A 22,517-nucleotide genomic window follows, 5' to 3' on the forward strand; every position below is an offset into this window, starting at 1 on the left:
CACCGACGCGCTGGATCGTACCTACGTGTCGGGATTGGCGCCGTCGGACCGGCGATCACACCAGGAAATCGTGATGGTGATTGACCGGCGCCACCTTCTCCACGAAGTCGATGATCTGCGCGAAGGTCTGGTGCGCATTCTGCGACAGCGTAACGTCGTGACCGGCATTCTTGACCACGAGTTGCTCGAAGTCGGACGAGTTGGGATAGAAGGCGCGTTCTGCAGCAAAGGTTGAGGGATCGGTCTGAAACAGCAGGTCGTGATCGCCGACGACTTCGAGCACGGGCGCTGTGATTCCCACCGAGCGCGCCGGATCGAGCGCGAATGCGAAGTTCAGTTCGGCGGCCGTGCCCATGCCGATATGCGAGGCGTCCCAGGCAAGGATCTTGGGCGAGGTGTTGTTGCTGTCAAACAGGAAGCTTCGATCGTCGAAGGTCAGGTACCCGTCGGGCTGGCCGGCGGCCGGGCGAATGGCGTTGGCGAACTCGCCGGCGCCTGCCGGGTTGACCTCGTGCCGAAAGCCCGTGAGCACGAGCGCGTCGGCATCGTGGTATGTGCCGGCCTCGGTTTGCGCGATGCCTGAACCCAGGGAGTGACCGACCAGGACGATCTTGGAGAACCCGTAGCTGCTCAGGGCGCCACTCTTGATGGACCGAATGATCTGATGCAGCTCGTCGGCCTGATCCTGGATCGTTGTCAAATCGGCCGGCGGTTTGTCGCTCGTTCCCGTCCCCAGCCGATCGAGATTCAAGGTCGCGTACCCGGCGTCATTGGCCGCATCGACGAACGAATATTTTCCGTTACCGACCGGGGGATCCCAATATGTATGGTCATACGAGAAGCCGGGCAGCAGGATCATCAGCGGTCGGCCCTCGGTCGACCCGGGCGAATCCAGCACCGCGTGCATGTTGAAATCGCCGGACGTCGCCGTCGGAGCGACAGACAGAACCAGGTCCTTGTGAATGGCATGGTGGTCTTCGTGGCCACGGAAATCGAACCGGTGACTTTCGCCTCCCCATCCGGCGCCATCGTCGTCCCATCGTACGTCATCGTCGTTCAAATGGCCGGACCGGCCGAAAGCAAACTGCCTAGAACTCGTCATGAGATTTCCCCTTCGACCTGGCCGCAACAGACTTCGCCGTTCACATCTCCGGCGCTTCGCTCTTGAAGAGCGCGCATCTCATCGGGGGCCTGCGCAGCAGAGGCGTACGCTCTGCATGCGACCCCACGTGCAAGGCGCACCCGTCAGGCACGCGGATGTTCGCGAAATTGCCTGTGCTTGACGGGTTGAACCCTATGTTCCAAGGTATCGGTCGCCTATCCCTGTTTTCTGGGATGCCCGGCTTCACGATGATGGCATGGGGTGGTGATGGCGATTTCACTTTCTGCGCGCGAAGTGACGCTGCTGAAACGCGTCGGCGAAGGGCTTCTGCAGCCCCTGCGACCCGATTGGCTTTTGGCCAAGCCGGATCTCGCTGCGGATTTAAAGCGCCTGCTGGCGATGGATTTCATTGGAACGACGCGGTGGAATCAGCGAACCGGCCGCTACGAGAATCCGGCATGCTCCGGACGCGGAGTGGAGATGGCGCGCGCCTATGTCGAGGAGTTTCAGCGTTGCGATCCGATTTCGCCACGGCTGCGTTCCCGTCGCGGGCCGACCCCGATCTATTCGGTCATCAACCGAACCGAGCTCGAGCGCACGCGATATTTCAATGAATTCCTGCGCGTCCACCAGACGACGGATGGTATCGATCTCCACCTCTACGACGGTGACACAAGTGTCGGCGACTTTCGCTTCTGGCGTGCTCCCGGCCGGGCCCCCGTCGGATCTCGCGAAGTGGCGCTGCTGACCTTGCTGCAGCCGATCCTCCTGCGCGCGACCAAGGACGTGCACAGCACCAGCACGGCAGCAGGCCACCGCCTGCCGCAACTGACGGATCGGGAGAACCAGATCGTCGGTCTGGTCGCCGACGGTCTGACGGACGGCATCATCGCCCGGAAGCTGGGGATCAGCTACTGGACCGTCCGCTCACACCTCGACCATGTTTTCGAGAAGCTGGAGACGCCCAATCGGGCGACTCTCATCGCGCGTATCCACCGCGAGGGTCGGTGACGCCGTTTCCGCGGCCCGCGGCGGACGCGACGCCGATCCAGCTCGATCTCCACCGAGCCGGTCTGGATCGTGTCGTCGCTTCGCTCACAATGATGGCGTGGAAGGCGCGCAGCCTCTACTGCGCCGCTTCCGCCGCTTCGAGCGTCGGGTAATCCGTGTAGCCCTTCGCGCTGCCGCCGTAGAACGTGTTCTTGTCCCAGTCGTTCAGCGCCGCGCCCTGCTTCAGCCGCTCCACAAGGTCGGGGTTGGAGATGAACGGCTTGCCGAAGGCGATGAGATCGGCCGCGTTCGCGTCCAGCACCTTGGTCGCCAGATCGAAGTCGTAGCCGTTGTTGGCGACGTAGGCGCCGGAGAAGCGCTTGCGCAAGGACGCATAGTCGAACGGTGCGAAGTCGCGCGGCCCGCCGGTGGCGCCCTCGACGACGTGGAGATAGACCAGCTTCAGCGCGCTGAGGCCGTCGACGATGTGATCGAACAAGGCTTGCGGATTGCTGTCGGAGACGTCGTTGGCGGGCGTCACCGGCGAGATGCGGATGCCGGTGCGCTCAGTGCCGGCCTCGGCGGCAACCGCCCTGGAGACCTCGAGCATCAGCCGCGCGCGGTTCTCGATGGAGCCGCCGTAAGCGTCGGTGCGCTTGTTGGCGCCGTCCTTGGCGAACTGGTCGAGCAGGTAGCCGTTGGCGCCGTGAATCTCGACGCCGTCGAAGCCGGCCTCCAGCGCATTCTTCGTGGCGCGCTTGAAGTCGTCGATGATCCCCCGAATTTCGGAGAGCTCGAGCGCGCGCGGCTCGGAGACGTCGGCAAAGGTGCCGTTGACGAAGGTCTTGCCCTTGGCGCGGATCGCGCTCGGCGCAACCGGCGCTGCGCCATTCGCCTGCAGCGCGACATGCGAGATGCGGCCGACATGCCAGAGCTGGATGAAGATCTTGCCGCCGCGCTCATGGACCTTGTCGGTGACCTTGCGCCAGCCGGCGACCTGGTCCTTGGAGTAGATGCCGGGGGTGTCCTGGTAGCCCTGGCCCTGCTGCGAAACCTGGCTCGCTTCGGTGATCAGGAGGCCCGCGGACGCACGCTGGCCGTAATAGTCGGCGGCGAGCGCGCCGGGGACGAACGTGCCGGGAACGGCGCGGTTGCGCGTCAGCGGCGCCATGACGAGGCGGTTGGCCAGCGTGATCGGGCCGAGCTTGTAGGTCTCAAACAATTTGGTCGAACGGCTCATGGGAGTGCTTCCAGGCGGTGAGAGGTCCGGAACACTTGTGCATCGCGGCAATCAGCGCAAGGGAGGAGCCATACGGAAAGTGCAGGCGAGCTACGCGGCAACGCCCGCGTAGCATAATTCATGTGCAATCTTGGCCGCGACAGCGGATTTCGGCTATCGCGGCCGTGCGATTTCGCAAATCAGCTCGCGCCGAGGAAATCGCGCTTGCCGATCTCGACGCCGTTGTGGCGCAGGATGCCGTGCGCGGTCGTGGCGTGGAAATAGAAGTTCGGCAGCGAGAACGCGCTGAGGAATTGCTGGCCCTTCATGGTGATGGATTTGTCGGGGCCGGCCGGGAAGGTGACGTCCTTGGTGTCGGCGCCCTCGAACTGCGCGGGCTTGAACGACTTGACGTAGTCGATCGTCTTGGCCAGCCGCTGCTTCAGCTCCTCAAACGTCTTTTCCGTGTCGGGCGTCGAGGGCACCTCACTATGGGTCAGCCGCGCGCAGCCCTTGGCGGCGAAGTCGCTGACGAGCTGGATCTGCTTCGACAGCGGCAGCATGTCCGGAAACAGGCGGGAGCCGAGCAGGACGCTCGGGTCGACCTTCTTGGCCGCGCAATGCGCCTCGGCTTTCGTGAGCAGGCCGGTGAGGCTGTTCAGCATCTGCAAATAGGCGGGGACGACGGCGTCGTAGAAGGACATGTGATGCTCGCTTCAATGGTGAGGAATCTCAGGAGAAAACCTGATCCACTCACATGGGAACGTCATGGAAAAATACAATCGCAGGAGCCGCTTTTGCGATGCGAAAATTCTAGTGCCCGCGGCCCATCCTTCGAGACGCCCGCCTATGGCGGGCCCTCAGGATGAGGTCACGTTCTGCGGCGAAAGATTAGACCCTCATGGTGAGGAGCCCGCCAAAGCGGGCGTCTCGAACCATGCAGGCCGAGCTCTTCCGGCAAACTCTCGCTGCCATATGCGATGACTTTGCTCTCAAGGGCATGAGGGCGCGCAGGGCCTACCGCACCACCCCCGCTGGCTGCGCCTGCGCCGTGCCGCCGCGCATGCGCGCGAGCAGCTCCGCGGTCGGCCAGGAATCGGCCGGCAGGCCGTATTTGGTCTGCATCGCCTTCACGGCGGCGCGGCTCTGCTGGCCGAGCACGCCGTCGACCTTGCCGACATTGAAGCCGGCCTGGACCAGTAGCTGCTGCAATTGCTTGAGCTCATTGAATGGCAGCTGCGCGACCGGCGCCGCCGGCTTGCGCATCGGCGCGGCGCCCGCGATGCGGGTGGCGAGATAGCCCGCGGTGGTCGAGTAGATCAGCGAGTTATTCCACTCGGTGTAGGCGGCGAAATTCGCATACGCCATGAAAGCCGGCCCGAAGCGTCCCATCGGCAGCAGCACGGACGCCGCGAGATTGTCGTTCGGCAGCGGCCGGCCGTCGGGATAGGTCACGCCTAACTGCGCCCATTTCGAGCGCGGCTGCTGCACGGTGAGATCGGTCTGCTCCCACGGCAGGTTCTGCGGCACCTTGATCTCCTCCAGCCATGGCTCGCCGCGCCGCCACTTCAAGCCGTTGGCGATGTAGTTCGCGGTCGAGCCGATCACGTCGGGCTCGCTGCGCAGGAGATCGCGCCGTCCGTCGCCGTCATAGTCGACGGCGTAGTTGACGTAATGCACGGGCAGGAACTGCGTCTGTCCGAGCTCGCCGGCCCAGGAGCCGATCATCTCGTCGGCTGTGAGATCGCCGCGGTCGATGATCTTCAGTGCGGCGATGGTCTCGTTCACGAACATCTCCGAGCGGCGGCAGTCATAGGCGAGCGACACCAGCGATTTCAGCGTCGGCAGGTTGCCCATGTTGGCGCCGAAGTCGCTCTCCAGGCCCCAGAACGCAGCGATCACCGCCGGCGGCACGCCATATTCCTTTTCGGCGCGCGCGAAGGCAGCCGCGTGGGCCTTGATGTGCTGCTGGCCGTTCTGCATGCGATAGGGCGCGGCCATGCGGCCGGCGAACTCGGTGAAGAGCTGGCCGAACACGCGCTGGCCGCGGTCGCGGTTGACGATGCCCTGGTCGTAGACGAGGTAGGGCGAAGCCTCCGAGATCGTCCGCTGCGATACGCCGGCGGCCACCGCCTGCTGTTTCACGTCGGCCAGGAAGCGATCGAAGCTCGCCCCATTGTGGCACGAGGCTGCGCGCGGCGAGGGCGCGGTGGCCTTGGGCGCCGCAGGCCTTGCGGGCGGCGGCGCGAACTGGGCCGAGGCAGTGGCGGAGCATGCGAGGAGCGCGACGGCCGCGATCAGAAATCGGGTCTGGAGCATAGGGGTTCCGGCGGGGAGGGAAGGCGTGGATTCGCTTGAAGTCTAGGTGAAGTGACGGCCTCAGGCCATCCTTTCCATGCCATGCCAATAAGCGGAATGCGAGGGAGCGGATGCCGCGCCAGCCTAGCCGAACAGACGCATCAGCAGCGCTTTTCCGACCGGAAGCGCCCTGACGCCACGATAGGCGCGGACATACTCGCCGGCATAGAACGCCCGGATCGCATGCACGCGCGTATCCATGCCTTCCTCGAACCGCACCGCGAATCCGTCCGTGGTTCGTCGCACAACGATGGCCGCGATCGAGCGGCCATAGATGCGGCAGTCGATCGTGCTGCCGGGTGCCGGCGGATCGGGATCGATCAGCCGGGCGCCGGTAATGGAGATATCGGCGAGCCGCGCCAGATGCCACTTGCCGTCCTGACGCAACAGGATCGGCTCATTGCGATCGAAGCGCTCCGCCTTGCGCTTGCGTGGCTGCTCGATGCAGACGAAGCAGACCACGGTGAGGATGAGCGCGTTGTAGAGGCTCCAGGCCAGGGCCAGTCCGCCATAGGCGATGTTCTCGCCGCGCAGGTGCAGGATGAAGGCATAGGCAATGGCCGCCAGCGTGATGAGGAGCGCGCAGCCATAGATCCGCAGCAGCGGCCATTCGACAAATCTCCTGTCACGGTCGCCGCCCTTCGCCGTGACCTTGAACTTGTGTCCCTTCGGCTTCAACAGGCCGGCTGCCACCGCCTTGAGCACCGCGGGCGCGGCGATGAGTTGCGAGACGTCCGTCATCATGGCGAGCGAACGGCCGTGTGACAGCCAGGCCATGCTGAGCCCGTGCCAGACGTAGAACGGCAGGAAGAAGCGCAATAGCTCGGTGAGGTCCGCCTGCACCGCCTTGATGCCAAACAGCAGGAACAGCCAGGGCACCATCAGTCCCGCGACCTTCGACGTGTAGACCGCCGACCAGCTCATGAAGGCATCGACCAGCGAGAGCCGGTCGATAAAGGACAGCTTCGAGTCCTGCGAGAACGGTCCGCTGCGGCCGCGCACGATTTGCATCAGGCCGAGGCACCAGCGCGCACGCTGGGTGATGTATTCCTTCAGCCCCTCCGGCGCGAGCCCGATCGTCAACCGTTCGTTGAGATAGATGGTGTTGAAGCCGCGCTCCTTCAGGCGAAGGGTGACGAGGTAGTCTTCCGTGACGGAGTCGGTTGGAAAGCCGCCGATCTGCACCAGCCCGGCGTAGCGAATGAGCGATGAGGTGCCGCAGCAGAAGGCGACGCCCCAGGCGTCCTTCGCCGGCATCAGGATGTCGAAGAAGAAGCGCTGCTCGTCGGGCCATACATCGGTTGCAGCGAGGTTGGTCTGGATCGGGTCGGGATTGATGAAGTGCTGCGGCGTCTGCACCACGCCGACCGAAGCGTCGTCCATGAGGGAGATAGTGCGCGCGAGGAAGTCGGGCCGCGGCACGAAGTCCGCGTCGAGAATGGCCACGAAATCCGGTCGTTCCGGCAGGGCGCCGACGTGCTTGAGTGCATGGTTGATGTTGCCTGCCTTGGCGTGGTGGTTGTCGGGCCGCGCGAGATAATGGCAGCCGAGTTCGCTCGCGAGGCGCCGCAGCCAGGGGCGCCTTCCGTCGTCGAGCACCCAGACGCGATAATTGCCGTACTCCATACCGGTCGCGCCGATGATCGTGCGCTCGAGGATGGATCGTTCCTCGTTGTAAGTGCAGATCAAGACGTCGATCAGCGGCGCGTGTGGATCGATGGCTCGGCCGTCGATCCTGGCCGCACCTGTGCGGTCGATGGTCCGGCTCAGAAACAGCAGGGACAATGCGACCGCGACGAGCGAGGCCGCCTCCAGCAGCATGAAGGGATAACCGATCACGGCGTCCGCCGTCAGATGCGGTGGTGGGAGTGTCGCGGTGACACGCCAATAGAGATAGCGGAGCAGGAAGACCAGCGACACGACGGCCAGGAACGAGCGCGCCATCGTGCTGTCGCGCCGGAGCAGCGGCACGACCGCCATGAAGGCGCCGAGCGTGATCAGGCCTGGCGTCAACGCCGTCATCACGGTGCGGTCTCGCGCCGGGCAAACACAACGCGGCCGGTGCGCCCCACGGTGCAGGCGTGGGCAGCGGCATCGCCAGGCGCCACGGTCACGCGATAGGGCTCCTTGCTGAGCGCATCCGGATTGATGGCGAGATTGGCGGGCGCGCCGGCGGCGCCGGTCAGATTGACCACGGTGCCGGAGATCGGCTCGCCGCCGTCATTCGGCTCGAAGCTGGCGCGGTCGCCGAGCTGCAGGCGATTGTAGACGTTCTCGGTGACATTGGCCGTGATGACGGCGCCGCTGCAATCGAGGATCTTGAGCAGGGGTTGGCCGGCCTGCACGTCCTCGCCCGGCGAGGTCATCATCTCCCAGACGCGGCCCGCAACGGGTGTCGTGATGTTGGCTTCGGACAGATCGGCGAAGCGGGCCTCCTCGATGATGATCTCGTTGGCGAGCCAGGCGATCTCGGTGTCGGTGCGCGCGAGATCAGCCTCGAGATCGCCGGCGCGCTGACGCATCTCCTCCTCGCGCTGCACCGAGCTCGGGCGGTCGTTATAACTGTCGCCGAGGAACGAGCCGTTCTGTGCCGCCGTGAGCTCGACCTTCGCGGCATCCAGCCGCTTGCGCGCACCGAGCTCGGTTTGCTGTGCCACGGAAAGCTCGCGCGTCAGCCGCGCCAGCTCGACCGTCGAGACATTGCCGGACTTCGCGAGCGAGGATGCGCGCTCGACGGCGGCGCTGGCTTCGTCCCGCCGCGCTGCCGCCGCCTCGATCGAGGTCTGGATCTCGGCGATGCGGGCCTCGAGCTGAAGCACGCGTCCCTCGCGGAATTGCGTGGCCTGCCGCGCCAAATCCTTTTGGGCTGCCTGGGCCGCGGCAAGCTTGGCGGCAACGCTCGGCCGCTCGATCTCCAGGCGCGATTTCTGCCGTCGCAGATCGTCGAGCCGGGTGCGATCCCCGCGCGAGTTCACGACGCGCAGGAGCACGGTTCCGGCGTCAAGTTTGGCCTGATCGGTAATGGGCTGGGCGGCGACCACGCGGCCGCCGATCGGCGTGCGCAGGGTGACGAGACGAGAATTCAGCACCGCCTCGACGCTCGAATACTCCCAGATCGCACGCAGCGGCAGCCAGCCGAACACGGCGATGATGGCAAGTCCAATGGCGATCTTGGCGCCGCGTCGCAGATGCGGCCAGCGCGGCCCTGGTTCTGGCGCCGTCTGCGCCTCGCATGCGTGGCCGGTTTCGTCATCGGCGAACAGCTGCTCGTGCAGCGCCTCCTGTAATCCCTTCGCGTCGGTCTTGGTCTCGCTCTTGGTCTCGTGAGGGGAAGGAGTGGATGCGGGGTCGATGGAAGCGGCGCGTAAGCGGTCTACCATGACGGTCACCTGGTTGACGGGGAGCCCACGGAACCGGTCAATGCGCAACAACCGTGCGGTGTGCCCCGCTACCGCAGATTTAGCCGAGGCTGGGCTTTCCAGGTTGCTAAGCGTTCGCGCGTGTTTTTGTGCAAGCTTTAGCGACTGGGGAAAGGCTGGCCGCGCGGCTTTGGATCTGCGGCTCCGCGCCGCATGAACCCTTGCGATGCCCGGCGGCATTCATACTTCGAAGATGCCGGCTGGAGGCTCGCCCGCGGCCGGTTCGGGAGACGGCCATGAACTATCTTCGTACCGCAATGCTTCTCGCAGGCCTCACCGCCCTGTTCATGGGCGTGGGCTATCTGATCGGCGGTGCCTCCGGCGCCATGATCGCGCTCGTCATTGCCGCGGCGACCAATCTCTTCACCTACTGGAACTCCGACCGCATGGTGCTCTCGATGTACGGCGCCCATGAGGTCGACCGTTCGACCGCGCCGGAACTGGTGGGTCTCGTCGCCGAGCTTGCGGGCCGCGCGGGCTTGCCGATGCCGCGTGTATTCCTGATGGACGAGGCGCAGCCCAACGCGTTCGCGACCGGCCGCAATCCCGAGAACGCCGCCGTTGCCGTCACCACCGGCCTGATGCACCAGCTCAGCCGCGAGGAGCTCGCCGGCGTGATCGCGCATGAGCTTGCGCATATCAAGCATCACGACACGCTGCTGATGACGATCACCGCGACCATCGCGGGCGCGATCTCGATGCTGGCGCAGTTCGGCATGTTCTTCGGCGGCCACCGCGACAACAACAACGGCCCGGGCATCGTCGGCTCGATCCTGATGATGATCCTCGCTCCGCTCGGCGCCATGCTGGTGCAGATGGCGATCAGCCGCACCCGCGAATATGCCGCGGACAATCTCGGTGCGCGCATCGTCGGCCAGCCGATGTGGCTGGCCTCGGCGCTGGTGAAGATCGAGGGCGCCGCACATCAGGTCCCGAACTTCGAGGCCGAACGAAATCCCGCGACCGCGCACATGTTCATCATCAATCCGCTGTCGGGCCACGGCGTGGACAATCTCTTCGCCACCCATCCCTCGACGCAGAACCGTATCGCGGCGCTCCAGCAGCTCGCGGCCGAGCTCGGCGCGCAGGCGGCGCCGTCGGTCGGCGCCAACGAGAACTATCCGCCGGCGAGCCCGTGGGGCCGCTCATCTTCGCGCGGTCCTTGGCGTGGTCCTTCGCAAGGTCCTTCTCGTGGGCCTTGGGGCTAATCCGGAACCGGCAAGGATTTGCGCGTGGCTTTGTGACCTGGCGCACACAGGATCGTCCCGGCCGGTGTTAACACCTCGCCGTGACACTTCCTTCGAAAGGGGATGCGTGGCCGGCCCGTCGCCGGTCACCGTCGAAGATGACCAGAGCTGCCGTACCATTGCTGATCGTCCTGGGCGTGCTGATCGGCCTGTCCACGCATATGGTCGTCAATTGCGGGGACGAGGACGAGCCCGACATCTGCGCGGCCGTGATCGGTTTCTCGCCGCTCCGCGGTTCTCTGATCGCCTTTGCCTATGAAGGGCGCGGGCGGATCGCGCTGCGCCACGGCGACTGGCGGCGGGCGATCGCGGATTTCGACGAGGCCATTCACCTCAATCCCAATCGCGCCTCGCTCTATCGCGACCGCGCGGAGGCGCGCCGGCAGAACGGCGACCTCGAGCTCGCCATTGCGGATTACGACGAGGCGATCGCGCATGATCCCAAGCTCGCCGCGCCCTATCACCAGCGCGGTCTTGCGCTCGCCGCCACCGGCGATCTCGATCGCGCCATCCTGAGCTACAACACGGCGGTCCGTCTCGCCCCCTCCGATGCGCAGGCCCGGCTCGACCGTGGCCTGGCGTTCCTCGCCCGCGGCCAGGCCGACGATGCGCGCGCCGATTTCGAAGCCGCTCTCGCGCTGCCCGCCGGCAAGGATGCCCGCACGCGCGAGGCGGCGCGCGCCAAGCTCGCCGAACTCGCCAGCGCCGAGCCGACCCGGGTTTCAGCACCGCGGCGGTGAGGGGAGTTGTCTCCCTCTCCGTTCTTACGGGGAGAGGGGCTCTCTCCACGCATGAGGCTGTCGAGAGACCGGTACCCCCTCACCCGGATCGCACCGGACGATGCTTCGCATCGCCGAGGCGATCCGACCTCTCCCCGCAAGCGGGGAGAGGTGAAGGGCGCGGGCGCGCCTACTTCGCCTTCTTGGCTTTCGCCTTCTTCGCCTTGGCCGCCTTCTTCGCCGGCTTCTCTTCCTTCGCCTTCTTCTCCACCTTCGCCGCGATCGGCGTGCTGGCCGCGATTCGCATCGATCGTGCGTAGCTGTCGGCGACGTTGTCGGCGGACATCTGGAGGCGCTTGGCGGCGGCGGTGGCCTGCTCCATGGTGGTCTTGGCCATCATCTTGAAGCGGTCGCCGGTCTCCTTGCCCTTGGCCTTGGCCGCAAGGCCGTTGAAGCGATCCCGCCGCTCCTTGGCGCGGGTCATCAGGCCCGTATGCAGCTGTCTGGCCAGTTGCCGGATCACGACATCCAGGTCGGCGTCCGCCATGTTCTTCTATCCCCTTGAAAACAGTATCGATGCGGGCGGGACTATGCAGATCGGGCCCCGCCTTGGCAATTCCCGGCCGGGCGTCATCCGCAGCTTCCGGGACCCAAAACAAAAAAAGCCGCGCATTTTGCGCGGCTTTTTGCCTGGTTGGTGCAGATGGGCTAGGTCCGCCTCACTTCAGCGAGGCCACCGGGCCGCTTGACGCAGTCGGGTCGGGGTCGAAGCCGAACACGCCGACCAGGTATTTGTAATAGTCCGGCATCTTCTCCTTGAGCGTCTCGCGCGACTTGGGGTCGTGGAATTCGCTCTTTCCGGCCAGGAAGATGCTGGCGGTCACGGCAAAGAACTCCATGGGATTCTTCAGCGCATAGGATTCCTTGGGCAGGAGGTCCTTGGACTTGGCCAGGGCATAATAGCCGATCACGCCCTTGTTGGCGTAGCCGTCCGGCAACAGGCGCGCGTGATAGGCGTGCAGCAGTTCGTGCAGCAGCACCGCCTCCTTCTCGTACCGCATCATGTCCGGCCGCAGCATGATCACGCCGAGCCCCGAATCGACGGCGAGGTCGATGGCATTCGGATTGGTCCAGCGCTGCTTGTTGGGGTCCCAGACCGTCAGCGTCCGGGGAGCGGTGCGCTGCATGTCCGGCGTGACCCTGCCGTAGCACGCGGTCGCGGCGCCTTCGTCGAGGCAGGCCAGCTCGCTCGCGACGATCGGAACGGTATGGAAGAAACGCAGCACGCGCGGGGAGAGGCCGGCGCCTTCGACGACGTCGATCTGGCGCTTCAGATTGTCGGTGAGCTTGTCGACGTCCTTACGATCGGAGTTCTCCGACAGGTCGAACATGTAGCCGCGGTAGCTCTGGAAGCCCGGCGGCAGCGCCTGCGCTGCCTCGGCGGATGCATCGAGCGATCCGGCATTGGATGGACTGGCGAAAAGCGCGCCGACAATGGTTGCGGTCAGCAGCAACGCAATGCGCATGATGAACCCCCTGATGTCACTTCGCCCGGCAGAATAGGCCACCGTTGTTTGCGAAACGTGAGTGGGGCGAGACTAGGGCAGCGATGTTGAGGCGTGCTTAACCATTGGTTGCAGATCGCGCAGACGGATTAGTGCCGGGTTAACCAAGGAGGGTATCCGGGCCCCGCGCTTCGGCGTAACATCCAGTCCGGGCACAAAGCCCACATTAATAGCCGGGAGGAGGAAGCCATGTATGCCGCCATCCGTCAGGCCAAGGCGAAAAGCGGGAGCGCGGAGGAGCTGGCGCGCCGCATCAAGGACGGCGCCGTTCCGATCATCAGCGACGTCGACGGTTTCCGCGCCTATTACGTCGTCTATGCCGGCGACGACACGGTCACAGCGATCTCGATCTTCGACAAGTTCGAGCAGGCGGAGGAGGCGAACCGGCGCGCGATCGCCTGGATCGAGAAGGATCTCGGCCCGCTGCTCGCCGGCGACGCGCGCGCCGCCGCGGGACCGGTGATCGTGCATACGCTGGCGTAGTTGGACGGATCGCTGCCTCCCAATGTCGTCCTGGCGAAAGCCAGGACCCATTACCCCAGGGAGGAGTTTTGCGACGCGTGGCCGCCACCTGCGCTTGCATGATAATTCGGTGGTTGTGGGTGCTGGCCTTCGCCAGGACGACAGCGAGTTTGTGGCTGCATCTAAAGCCAAGCGCGAGCCTTCGCCCTCACAACTCCCGTGCGTTCGAGAACGCGAAACTCGACACCCGCCGCGTCGTCTCGTCCAGGATCAGCGTACGCGTGATCGGCGGCTCGGCGCGCTGGGCGCAGTTTTCGCGTTCGCAGAGGCGGCAGTTGACGCCGATGGGCGTGCCTTCCGTCTTCTCCAGGTCCATGCCGGCGGCGTAGACGAGGCGCGCGGCGTGGCGGATCTCGCAGCCGAGGCCGATGGCGAAGCGCGGCTGCGGCAGCGGGTGCGGCGCGACCGGGCGGCGCACCATCTGCGCGATCGAGAAATAGCGCGTGCCGTCGGAGAGCTCGATCACCTGTTTCAGCAGGCGATCCGGCGTGTCGAAGGTCGAGTGCACATTCCACAGCGGGCAGGTGCCGCCGAATTTCGAGAAGGGGAAGGTGCCGGACGAGAAACGCTTGGAGACGTTGCCGGCATTGTCGACGCGCAGCAGGAAGAACGGAATGCCGCGCGCGTTCGGCCGCTGCAAGGTGGTGAGGCGGTGGCAGACCTGCTCGAAGCCGGAATTGAAGCGCTGCGCCAGCACGTGGATGTCGTAGTTGAGCGCTTCCGCCGCGGCGAGGAAGGCCGGGTAGGGCATCATCACGGCCGCTGCGAAGTAATTGCCGAGCGTGATGCGGAACAGCCGCCGCGGCGCGTCGTCGAGCGGGCCGGCGCGGTTGATGATGGTCTCCAGCTGCTGCGCGCATTCGCCAAGGCCGAGCTGGAAGGCGAGCTGGAACGCGCGGCCGGGCGGGTCGACCAGTTCCGAAATCAGGAGCTGGCGGCGGTGGCGGTCGAAGCGCCTCAGCGTCTCGCGCATCACATCGACAGGCATGATGCGGGTCTGGATCGAATGCTTTTCGCGCAAGCGCGCGGCAAGGGCCGCGTAGAGCCCTTCGGCCGGCACGTTCAGCTCGTCGCGAAGCGTCTCCGCGGCCTGTTCGAGTTCCGGAAAATAGTTGCGGTTCGCCTCGATCAGCTCGCGCACGCGTTCGACCGGATTGGCCTCATAGCGCGTGCCGACGTCGCGGTCGGCCATTTGCGCGGCTGCCAGCGTCTCGCCCTGACGGGCCTCGGTATAGGCCGCGTAGAGGCGCTGCAGCGCGTGGGTGACGCCGGGACAGAGTTCGGCGAGGTCGCGCAGCTCCTGCTTGGGTACGTCAATCTGGCGGAACAGGGGATCGGAGAAGATCTCGTTGAGCTCGGCAAAGAATCGGTCCTCGTCGGCGGTGGCGAGGTCGCGCAGGTCGAGGTCGTAGGTTTCGGCCAGCCGCAGCAGGATCTGGGCGGTCACCGGGCGCTGGTTGCGCTCGATCAGGTTGACGTAGCTCGGCGAGATCCCGAGCCCCTCGGCGATCTGGGTCTGCGACAGGCCCAATTGCTGCCGGATCCGCCGGAAGCGCGGGCCGACGAACAGTTTCTTCCCGGATTCGGCGGGCATTCTTCAGATCTCCAGGGCCATTAAGGACAGTCTCGCTGACCTATAATTTACAAACTTTACAAAATAACATCTATTACATGTTCTGATGTTACATGACATCACCAATAAAAAACAAGCCATCTATACGAAGTTTCCGTTTTCGCGTTTACGTCGTGACACGCATTTCGCAATGCACTGTCAAGAATGTCGATGGCCAGCCATCGCCATCGTCAGCGAAAGGATCAGGCACATGAACTACCAGCCCCGTGGCATCAGCACTTTCCAGGCGCCGGCCTCGTATCAGAGCGAGATCGATGCAGCGAAGGCGCTCCTCGAGACCCAGCCGACCTGGAACGGGGTGTCGGCCGAGGCCGTCGCGCGCATGCGCCTGCAGAACCGCTTCAGGACCGGCCTCGACGTCGCCCGCTACACCGCGGCGCTGATGCGGGCCGACATGGCGGCCTATGACAACGACCCCACCAAGTACACCCAGTCGCTCGGCTGCTGGCACGGCTTCATCGCCCAGCAGAAGCTGATCTCGGTCAAGAAGCACTTCGGTGGCAGGACCGATCGCACCTACCTGTATCTCTCCGGCTGGATGATCGCGGCGCTGCGCTCCGAGTTCGGACCGCTGCCCGACCAGTCGATGCACGAGAAGACCTCGGTGCCGGCGCTGATCGAAGAGCTCTACACCTTCCTGCGCCAGGCCGACTCGCGCGAGCTCAACGACATCTTCCGCAGCCTCGACAAGGCCCGCAAGGAAGGTGACAAGACGCGCGAGAAGGAGCTGATCGAGAAGATCGACGGCTTCCAGACCCATGTCGTGCCCGTCATCGCCGACATCGATGCCGGCTTCGGCAACGCGGAGGCGACCTACCTGCTCGCCAAGAAGATGATCGAAGCGGGCGCCTGCGCGCTCCAGATCGAGAACCAGGTCTCGGACGAGAAGCAGTGCGGCCACCAGGACGGCAAGGTCACCGTGCCGCACGATGTCTTCCTGGCGAAGATCCGCGCCTGCCGCCACGCCTTCCTCGAGCTCGGCGTCGAAGACGGCGTCGTCGTGACCCGCACCGACTCGCTCGGCGCTGGCCTCACGCAGCAGATCGCCGTCAGCCACAAGCCCGGCGACATCGGCGACCAGTACAACAGCTTCCTCGATTGCGAGGAAATCACCGCGGAGAACGCCCGCAACGGCGACGTCATCATCAACCGCAACGGCAAGATGATGCGTCCGAAGCGGCTGCCCTCCAACCTCTACCAGTTCCGCCCGGGCACCGGTGAGGACCGCTGCGTGCTGGATTGCATCACCTCGCTGCAGAACGGCGCCGACCTGCTCTGGATCGAGACCGAGAAGCCGCATATCGAGCAGATCGCCAAGATGGTCGATCGCATCCGCGAGGTGGTTCCGAACGCCAAGCTGGCCTACAACAACTCGCCGTCGTTCAACTGGACCCTCAACTTCCGTTGGCAGGTCTACGACGCGATGAAGGAAGCCGGCAAGGACGTCAGCAAGTACAACCGCGCCGAGCTGATGAAGGCGGAATATGACGACACGCCGCTGGCGAAGGAAGCCGACGAGCGCATCCGCACCTTCCAGGCGGATTCGGCCAAGCGTGCCGGCATCTTCCACCACCTGATCACGCTGCCGACCTACCACACCGCGGCGCTTTCGACCGACAATCTGGCCCGGGAGTACTTCGGCGAGCAGGGCATGCTCGGCTACGTCAAGAACGTCCAGCGCGCCGAGATCCGTCAGGGCATCGCCTGCGTGAAGCATCAGAACATGGCCGGCTCCGACATCGGCGACGACCACAAGGAGTACTTCGCCGGCGAGGCCGCCCTGAAGGCGGGCGGCGCGCACAACACGATGAACCAGTTCGGCTAACGGCGGAATTGATCAGTCCGGGGTCCCCTCGGAGCCCGGACTGGTCACGCACCTCAACAGGAGACTGACAATGACCAAGGGCAGCAATTTCTGGGTGATCGGCGGCGAGTTCGGCTCGATGAACTTCCACAAGCTCGTGGAAGGCTCGGCCCAGGTGCAGGGGCCGTTCAAGACCCGCAAGGAAGCCGAAGATGCCTGGCGTACGGTCTCGGAAGAGAACCGCCACAAGGCCGGCGTCCGCTTCTCCATCGTTGAAGAGCCGTCGCGCGTCTCGGCCTGACGGCTGCCTGACCAATCAAGAAGACGTCCAAGGACGGAGGGGCCCATCCGGCGCAAGCCGGGTGGGATCGTCTGTTTTTGGCACAGGTAAGACAGCTGTGGGTGCCGTAAGTATCTGGAATTGTGGACCCTTTGCGGAAGGTGTGGTTGCTGATAGGTTAATGGAGGCAAGTGAGGACGAGGCCGACAATGTCAGAGCCCGAGACCAGCGGGACCCATCCCAGCCAGCCGCGCCCGGTGCGGCTGCGCGACGCGCTGCTGCGCGCGCGGATCGAGGCCGCCGACCGGACCGGCGTCGTCGTCGATTTGCGCGATGCCGAGGTGGCGCGGCTCGAGATCCTCAACGACGCGCTCGATCCCCTGTTTGCACAAGTGCCCGAGCAGATCGACCTGTTCGACCGCGGCATCAGCCAGGGCGATACGCCCAGACTCTGGATCGACGTCGTCGCGCACATCATGATGGGGCGCGACAAGCGGATGTATCGCTTCGTCCAGGACACCCACTTCGGCCGCATCGTGCTCGCCGAATCGCACGACACGTCCGTGATCGTCGAGGCCGTCACCGACTATGTCGCCCGCCGCATGATCGAGCGCGAGCATGCGATGGTGGTCCTGCCCGAGCCGAAGCCGGAGGCCGCGGAGCGGCCGGCGCGCTCGCGCGTCTGGCCGTTCGTGTTCGGCTTCATCCTCGGCGCCGCCGCCTTGTTCGGCTTCGCCGTTCTGGCGGCCTTGCGGAGCTGGTGAATTTCCCACCGCCGTCATTCCGGGGCGCGCATCAGCGCGAACCCGGAATCCATCGGGCCACAGCGTATGCGGCTGAATGGATTCCGGGCTCGCGCCTTTCGGCGCGCCCCGGAATGACAGTGGCCTCAAACCAACCTCGCATGCTTGATCTGCCCAATCTGAAATCCGGACCCGAGCCCGCGCACCGTCTGCTCGCAGCGCCAGCCGGCATTGTCCTTCTCGATCGTGAACAGATTATACGCCGCCGCCGGGTAGCGCCCGTGTGCGAGCGCGGACGCCGACGGCACGCCGATCGCGGGAATGTTGCCGTTGGGGCCCTCGAACCACATCGTCGAATGAATGTGGTCGTGGCCGTGCAGGACCAGCTCGACACCGTGGCGCTTCAAGAGCGCCAGCAGATCGGCCGCGTCCGTCATTCGCTTGTGGCGCGCATCGGACTTTAGCGGATGATGCACCAGCAGCACGCGGAAGACGTCTTCGGTCGCGAGCCGCTCGAGAACTCGTTCGAGCGCTGCGAGCTGAGCGCGCCCGAGCGTGCCCGTCGCCATCAGCGGCAGGGTCGGCACCGCCGTGGACAGGCTGATGAGCGCGAGCGGCCCGCGCCGGCGCAGGGCCGGAAAGCCGGCGCTTCCGTTGTCGCTTGCAAGATAGGGCGCAAAGGTCTCGCCGAAGCGATGATAGGTGGCGCGGACATAGGCGTCGTGGTTGCCGGGAATCGTGGTGACGCGGTCGGGCGGGCCGACGCCGTCGAGCCAGGTGCGCGCCGGCGCGAACTCCGCGTCCAGCGCCAGATTGACGAGATCGCCCGTCACCGCGATGTGGTCGGGCGCCTGCGCCTTGACGTCGGCAACGAGTGCGTCGAGCACCTCGCGGCGCTGGTACTTGTGGCGGTTGCGCGTCCAGTTGACGTAGCCGAATACGCGCTTGCCGGCGAGCTCGATCAGCCGCGGCTTCGGCAAAGGCGGCAGATGCGGGTCGGACAGATGGGCGAGCGTGAAGGAAGCCATGGCGCGCGAGTGCCTCGCTATTGCTCCGCTGTAATGGCAAGGTCGCGAGGACTGCGCAAGCGCAGCCTGAAGAGGGGACCAAAGAGAACCTGATGGGAGATCGTCTGAACCGCATCCGACGGAAGTTCGAGCCGCTGCTGCGGCGAATCTTCCACGCCTATTTCCTGCTCGTTCGCGGCATGACCCTCGGCGTTCGCGCCGTGGTGCTGGATTCCGACAACAGGGTGTTCCTGGTCAGGCACAGCTACATCTCCGGCTGGTATCTGCCCGGCGGCGGCGTCGATCTCGGCGAGACCATGGAGCAGGCGATGCGGCGCGAGCTCAAGGAGGAGGGCGACATCGACCTCACCGCAGACGCCGCGCTGCACGGCATCTTCCTCAACAGTCACGTCTCCCGCCGCGACCACGTCGCGGTCTACGTCGTCAGGCAGTTCAGGCAGGATCGCCTGCCCGAGCCCAACCACGAGATCGTCGAATGCGGGTTCTTCGCGATCAATGCGCTGCCCGAGGGCACCACGCCGGGCACGCGGCAAAGAATCGTGGAAGTGCTGGATGGCACGCCGTTGATTGCGACATGGCGGTGAGATCAACCGCCGCTTTGGCCGTTGGCGGGGCTCGACACCGGTCTCGCCCGTGCAACCGATGGCTATCTCGCGGACAAGCTGCACAGTATCGGTTATCCGGACTGGAGCTTCGCGACCATCCTCAGCCGCAGCCCGGCCGGCAGTTCGGCCCGGTATGAGCCCGATGGACCGCAGCCCTCCGAGATGTTATCCCGCTCCCCTCATTGACGCGTTTTCATGACGCGAACCCGGGTCCACTTCGCTCGAAGACGCATGCCGACATGAACGATCTCTCGCTCACCATCCTTCCCGAAGCTGCCGGCGACGCCCAGGCGATCGAACGGCTGCACGAGCGCACCTTCGGCCCCGGCCGCTTCGTGCTCAGCGCCTACCGCATCCGCGAGCACGTCGACCATCTGCTCGAACTGTCCTTCACCGCTCGAATCGGCACGCTGCTGGTCGGCTCGGTCAGGCAATTGCCTGTGCTGGTCGGCGAGACGCCGGCGCTGCTGCTCGGGCCGCTCACCGTCGAGCCGCCGTTCCGCGACCGCGGCATCGGCCGTCTGTTGATGGAGCGCGCGCTGAAGGACGCCAAGGAGCGAGGTCACCGCCTGGTGCTGCTGGTCGGCGACGAGCCCTATTACAGCCGCGTCGGCTTCAAGCCGGTCCCCAAGGGGCGCGTCACCATGCCGGGCCCGGTCGACGCCGCCCGCATCCTGGTGTTCGAGCTCGTCGACGGCGCCTTCGAGGGCGTGTCGGGAGCGGTCGTGCCCGACTGGAGCAAGGCGCGGGGGTAGCGGCGTGTGATGCCGCGACAGCCTGCTCGCTCGACGTGGGTGTACCGGGGCCCGCAGGCCCCGGCTGGAGGCGATCAGAACTTGAAGTTCGCGAACGCCCGCACGCCGATGCCGGGCATCAGCACCTCGTCCTTGGTGTAGGACACCGAGTTGCGGATGCTCTCGTTGAGGAGATTGTTGCCGACGACGCCGGCAATCATCTCGCGCGCACCGAACCAGTTGCGGTCGAGCTTGGTCTTGTAGCTCACCTCGGCCTTCAGGAGGTTGTAGCCTGCCGTCGGCGTCTCCGCGATCACGGCGACGTTGTTCTGCGCGAAGGCGTGCAACAGGTTGACGCGCATCAGCCAGTTGTCGTCGCGCCAGAACACGCCGCCGCCCATTCTGAGCGGCGGAATCCGCGGCACGTTGGTGCCGTCGGTGAAGGTGGCGCGAACCACGTCGAGCTGGTTCTCGATGCCCCAGATGCCGCCCTGGAACGCGCCGACGTCGAGCTGCGACTGGAATTCGCCGCCACGGAAGTTCGCGTTCCGCTGCGAGTAGACCGCCTGGTTCAGCTCGGCCCCGGGCGTGCCGCACGAGGCGAAGTCGTCGCCGCACATCACGCCGGTGAGGCGGCGGAAGATGAAATTGTCGAAATGCGTGTAGTAGACGGTCGCCTCGAACCGGAACGGCCCCGTCGCCTTGCGCACGCCGAGCTCGACGGACTTTGCGGTCTCGATCGTCAGGTTCGGATTGCCGATGTCGAACGTCGCGGTCGCATCATGCGCGCCGCGCGAGAACAGTTCCGCCGCCTTCGGCGCGCGCTCGACATATTGCGCGGTGATGCTGCCGACCATGCCGCCCGGCAGGTCCTGCAACAGGCCGATGCTGCCGCTCTTCGGCGTGTAGGACGGATTGCGCGCGATCGCCACCTGCGGCGTGCCGTCGGGCAGGAAGTCGGCCGGGAAATTCGGCGTCGTGCCGTGCAGCTCGACATGCTCGATGCGGCCGGCGATCTGCGCCCGCGTCGCGTCGGTGAACTTGAACTCGTTGAAGGCGTAACCAGCAACGCGCGTGTTGTTGTTGGGGTCCCACAGGCCGTTGAACAGCGTGCCGGGATTGTCCGGGCTCGGCGCGGTCAGTTCCTGGTGGCCGACCTGGAAGCCCAGCGCCGTCGTCACCTCGGCGAAGCGCGCGTTGAACGGCATCAGCTGCACCTCGGTGCGGATCTCCTGCTCCTTGTTGGTAAAGGTCTGCCGCACGCCGTCGCTGTTGGGGTCGGCGGGATCGGCAAGCCCGATCTCGTTGTGCCGGTAGTCGGTCGCGCCGGCCCAGAACCGGATCGTGTCGATCGCGGCCGCATCGGGACGGTACTCGCCCTTGACGTTGATCTTGGTCTGGTGACCGTCGATGCGCGTGTTGTGGTCGGCGCCGTCGATGCCGGGGATGTGGTAGAGCGAGTCGTTCTGCGTGATCGCAGCCCCGATATAGCCGCCCTGGAAGAAGTAGGAGCCGCCGATCGAGGCGCCGTCCGAGCGCGTCGCCGAGTTCGGCTGGCGGCCGTTGGCGACGGATCGCGTCTGGTCGTTCAGATAGGGATAGCTCGGGATGCCGTAGTCCGTGGTGGTGCGGCCATAGACGTCGGCATGGAAGGCAAAATTGCCGCCGCCGGTGTCGAGCAGCACGCCGCTTTCGACGCCGCGATCGACCGAGCTGAATGCGGAGCGCGTCTCGGCCGTGACGCAAGGCGAGGTCTCGGCGGTTGCCAGCGGCGCCTTGGTCGGGAGGCCGTAGGTCTGGAACGACGGAGCGCAACTCGGCAGCGCATCCGGAATCCGGTTGTTGGTCGCGCTGACGACGCCGCCGATCGAGGTCGAGCCGTAGCGGAGCGCAGCCGGCCCGCGCACCACCTCGACCTGGTTGGTCGCGAGCGGATCGATCGGGACGAAGTGATCCTCGCCGAGGTCGGAGGCGCCACCCGAATTGGTGCCGTTCTCGACGATGCCGACGCGGTTGACGTCGAGCCCGCGGATGATCGGCCGGCTGGAGGCGCCGGGCGCGAAGCTCGAGCCGGTGATGCCCGGCTTGGAGAACAAGAGATCGCCGAGCTGACCGCCGCCCTCGCGGCGGATCTCCTCGTTCGGCACCACCGTGACGGTGGCGAACTGGTTGGTCACGATGGGCAGCACGCCTTGCTGAGGCGCGGCGGCAGACGCCGCGGCTGGCGGCGTAGCTTCGGCCGCGTGTTGCTGGCTCCGCGACCGTCCGGTGCGCGCGACATGGACCGGGCTGCGGGTCGGTACCACCCTGCGCACGATCGGGCTCGGCGCCGTCACGGTGATGGCGGGGAGCTCGGCCGACGACTTGTCCTGCGCAGGCTGTTGTACCGGCTGTTGTACCGGTTCTTGGGCGAGCGCGGATGTGGCGGCGGCGCCGAGCAGGAGCAGGCTTGCTCCTGCGAGACGCTGCACGCGTCGCAATTCAAATGACATGGTCCTGATTCCAGTCAGGCGCCGTCCGCATGCTTGTCTGATGATCGGAGGCGGCCT

The 22,517-nt window shown here is 65.5% G+C and carries 20 protein-coding genes; 9 read left to right on the forward strand and 11 right to left on the reverse strand.

Going from position 1 to position 22,517, the window contains the following annotated elements:
• Positions 1-55: 55 nt before the first annotated feature.
• Complete coding sequence (locus tag BJA_RS11975) at positions 56-1,102, reverse strand: alpha/beta hydrolase (RefSeq protein ID WP_011085230.1); 1,047 nt, start codon at positions 1,100-1,102, stop codon at positions 56-58.
• Between the two features lie 267 nt (positions 1,103-1,369).
• Between BJA_RS11975 and BJA_RS11980 the strand changes: the two genes are divergently transcribed.
• Positions 1,370-2,113 carry a helix-turn-helix transcriptional regulator gene (locus BJA_RS11980; protein ID WP_162494066.1) on the forward strand — a complete coding sequence of 248 codons (744 nt, stop codon included), beginning with the start codon at positions 1,370-1,372 and terminating at the stop codon, positions 2,111-2,113.
• Between the two features lie 115 nt (positions 2,114-2,228).
• On the opposite strand, the gene BJA_RS11985 is transcribed toward BJA_RS11980, so the two are convergent.
• From BJA_RS11985 to BJA_RS12005, 5 genes are all read right to left on the reverse strand, one after another.
• A complete protein-coding gene (locus BJA_RS11985; protein ID WP_011085232.1) occupies positions 2,229-3,332 on the reverse strand; it encodes an alkene reductase in 1,104 nt (367 codons plus the stop codon).
• Positions 3,333-3,511: 179 nt separating this feature from the next.
• Positions 3,512-4,015 carry a DUF1993 domain-containing protein gene (locus BJA_RS11990; RefSeq protein WP_011085233.1) on the reverse strand — a complete coding sequence of 168 codons (504 nt, stop codon included), beginning with the start codon at positions 4,013-4,015 and terminating at the stop codon, positions 3,512-3,514.
• A 313-nt stretch (positions 4,016-4,328) separates the two neighbouring features.
• The gene (locus tag BJA_RS11995; protein ID WP_011085234.1) at positions 4,329-5,630 is read right to left on the reverse strand and encodes a lytic murein transglycosylase; all 1,302 of its coding nucleotides are present in this window, start codon (positions 5,628-5,630) and stop codon (positions 4,329-4,331) included.
• 123 nt (positions 5,631-5,753) lie between these two features.
• Entirely contained in the window at positions 5,754-7,691 is a 1,938-nt protein-coding gene (locus BJA_RS12000; protein ID WP_171463840.1) for a glycosyltransferase, read from the reverse strand.
• Complete coding sequence (locus BJA_RS12005; RefSeq protein ID WP_038967394.1) at positions 7,691-9,049, reverse strand: HlyD family secretion protein; 1,359 nt, start codon at positions 9,047-9,049, stop codon at positions 7,691-7,693. The genes BJA_RS12000 and BJA_RS12005 overlap by 1 nt, the downstream gene beginning before the upstream one ends.
• Positions 9,050-9,324: 275 nt before the next feature.
• Here BJA_RS12005 and htpX point away from each other — a divergent pair, with 275 nt between their 5' ends.
• Both htpX and BJA_RS12015 read left to right on the forward strand, forming a co-directional pair.
• Entirely contained in the window at positions 9,325-10,296 is a 972-nt protein-coding gene (gene htpX, locus BJA_RS12010) for a zinc metalloprotease HtpX (protein ID WP_011085237.1), read from the forward strand.
• Between the two features lie 137 nt (positions 10,297-10,433).
• Positions 10,434-11,075 carry a tetratricopeptide repeat protein gene (locus tag BJA_RS12015; protein WP_028175046.1) on the forward strand — a complete coding sequence of 214 codons (642 nt, stop codon included), beginning with the start codon at positions 10,434-10,436 and terminating at the stop codon, positions 11,073-11,075.
• Positions 11,076-11,244: 169 nt separating this feature from the next.
• Here the strand turns inward: BJA_RS12015 and BJA_RS12020 are convergent, their stop codons facing one another.
• A complete protein-coding gene (locus BJA_RS12020; protein ID WP_038967397.1) occupies positions 11,245-11,601 on the reverse strand; it encodes a hypothetical protein in 357 nt (118 codons plus the stop codon).
• A 172-nt stretch (positions 11,602-11,773) separates the two neighbouring features.
• On the reverse strand, positions 11,774-12,580 hold the full coding sequence (locus tag BJA_RS12025; protein ID WP_028175044.1) for a hypothetical protein: 807 nt from the start codon (positions 12,578-12,580) through the stop codon (positions 11,774-11,776).
• Positions 12,581-12,808: 228 nt separating this feature from the next.
• On the opposite strand from BJA_RS12025, the gene BJA_RS12030 reads away from it, so the two are divergent.
• Positions 12,809-13,102 carry an antibiotic biosynthesis monooxygenase gene (locus tag BJA_RS12030; RefSeq protein WP_027543691.1) on the forward strand — a complete coding sequence of 98 codons (294 nt, stop codon included), beginning with the start codon at positions 12,809-12,811 and terminating at the stop codon, positions 13,100-13,102.
• Positions 13,103-13,289: 187 nt separating this feature from the next.
• Here BJA_RS12030 and BJA_RS12035 read toward each other — a convergent pair whose 3' ends face one another.
• The gene (locus tag BJA_RS12035) at positions 13,290-14,735 is read right to left on the reverse strand and encodes a helix-turn-helix domain-containing protein (protein WP_011085241.1); all 1,446 of its coding nucleotides are present in this window, start codon (positions 14,733-14,735) and stop codon (positions 13,290-13,292) included.
• Between the two features lie 229 nt (positions 14,736-14,964).
• On the opposite strand from BJA_RS12035, the gene BJA_RS12040 reads away from it, so the two are divergent.
• The 3 genes from BJA_RS12040 to BJA_RS12050 all read left to right on the forward strand — a co-directional run bounded on the left by BJA_RS12040 (position 14,965) and on the right by BJA_RS12050 (position 17,622).
• On the forward strand, positions 14,965-16,599 hold the full coding sequence (locus BJA_RS12040; protein WP_063921411.1) for an isocitrate lyase: 1,635 nt from the start codon (positions 14,965-14,967) through the stop codon (positions 16,597-16,599).
• 70 nt (positions 16,600-16,669) lie between these two features.
• Positions 16,670-16,879: a DUF4170 domain-containing protein gene (locus BJA_RS12045; protein ID WP_018323282.1), complete on the forward strand. Its 210-nt coding sequence runs from the start codon at positions 16,670-16,672 to the stop codon at positions 16,877-16,879.
• A gap of 188 nt (positions 16,880-17,067) precedes the next feature.
• Positions 17,068-17,622 (forward strand): hypothetical protein, encoded by a 555-nt coding sequence (locus BJA_RS12050; RefSeq protein ID WP_063921412.1) that lies wholly within the window; start codon positions 17,068-17,070, stop codon positions 17,620-17,622.
• A gap of 125 nt (positions 17,623-17,747) precedes the next feature.
• On the opposite strand, the gene BJA_RS12055 is transcribed toward BJA_RS12050, so the two are convergent.
• Entirely contained in the window at positions 17,748-18,629 is an 882-nt protein-coding gene (locus BJA_RS12055; RefSeq protein WP_011085244.1) for a metallophosphoesterase family protein, read from the reverse strand.
• Positions 18,630-18,721: 92 nt separating this feature from the next.
• Here BJA_RS12055 and BJA_RS12060 point away from each other — a divergent pair, with 92 nt between their 5' ends.
• Both BJA_RS12060 and BJA_RS12065 read left to right on the forward strand, forming a co-directional pair.
• Positions 18,722-19,213: an NUDIX domain-containing protein gene (locus BJA_RS12060; RefSeq protein ID WP_011085245.1), complete on the forward strand. Its 492-nt coding sequence runs from the start codon at positions 18,722-18,724 to the stop codon at positions 19,211-19,213.
• A 260-nt stretch (positions 19,214-19,473) separates the two neighbouring features.
• The gene (locus tag BJA_RS12065) at positions 19,474-19,989 is read left to right on the forward strand and encodes a GNAT family N-acetyltransferase (protein WP_011085246.1); all 516 of its coding nucleotides are present in this window, start codon (positions 19,474-19,476) and stop codon (positions 19,987-19,989) included.
• Between the two features lie 74 nt (positions 19,990-20,063).
• Here BJA_RS12065 and BJA_RS12070 read toward each other — a convergent pair whose 3' ends face one another.
• Positions 20,064-22,460, reverse strand: coding sequence for a TonB-dependent receptor (locus tag BJA_RS12070; RefSeq protein ID WP_011085247.1), 2,397 nt, complete (start codon positions 22,458-22,460; stop codon positions 20,064-20,066).
• Positions 22,461-22,517 lie beyond the last annotated feature (57 nt).

The organism is Bradyrhizobium diazoefficiens USDA 110 (assembly GCF_000011365.1).
Lineage (GTDB): Bacteria > Pseudomonadota > Alphaproteobacteria > Rhizobiales > Xanthobacteraceae > Bradyrhizobium > Bradyrhizobium diazoefficiens.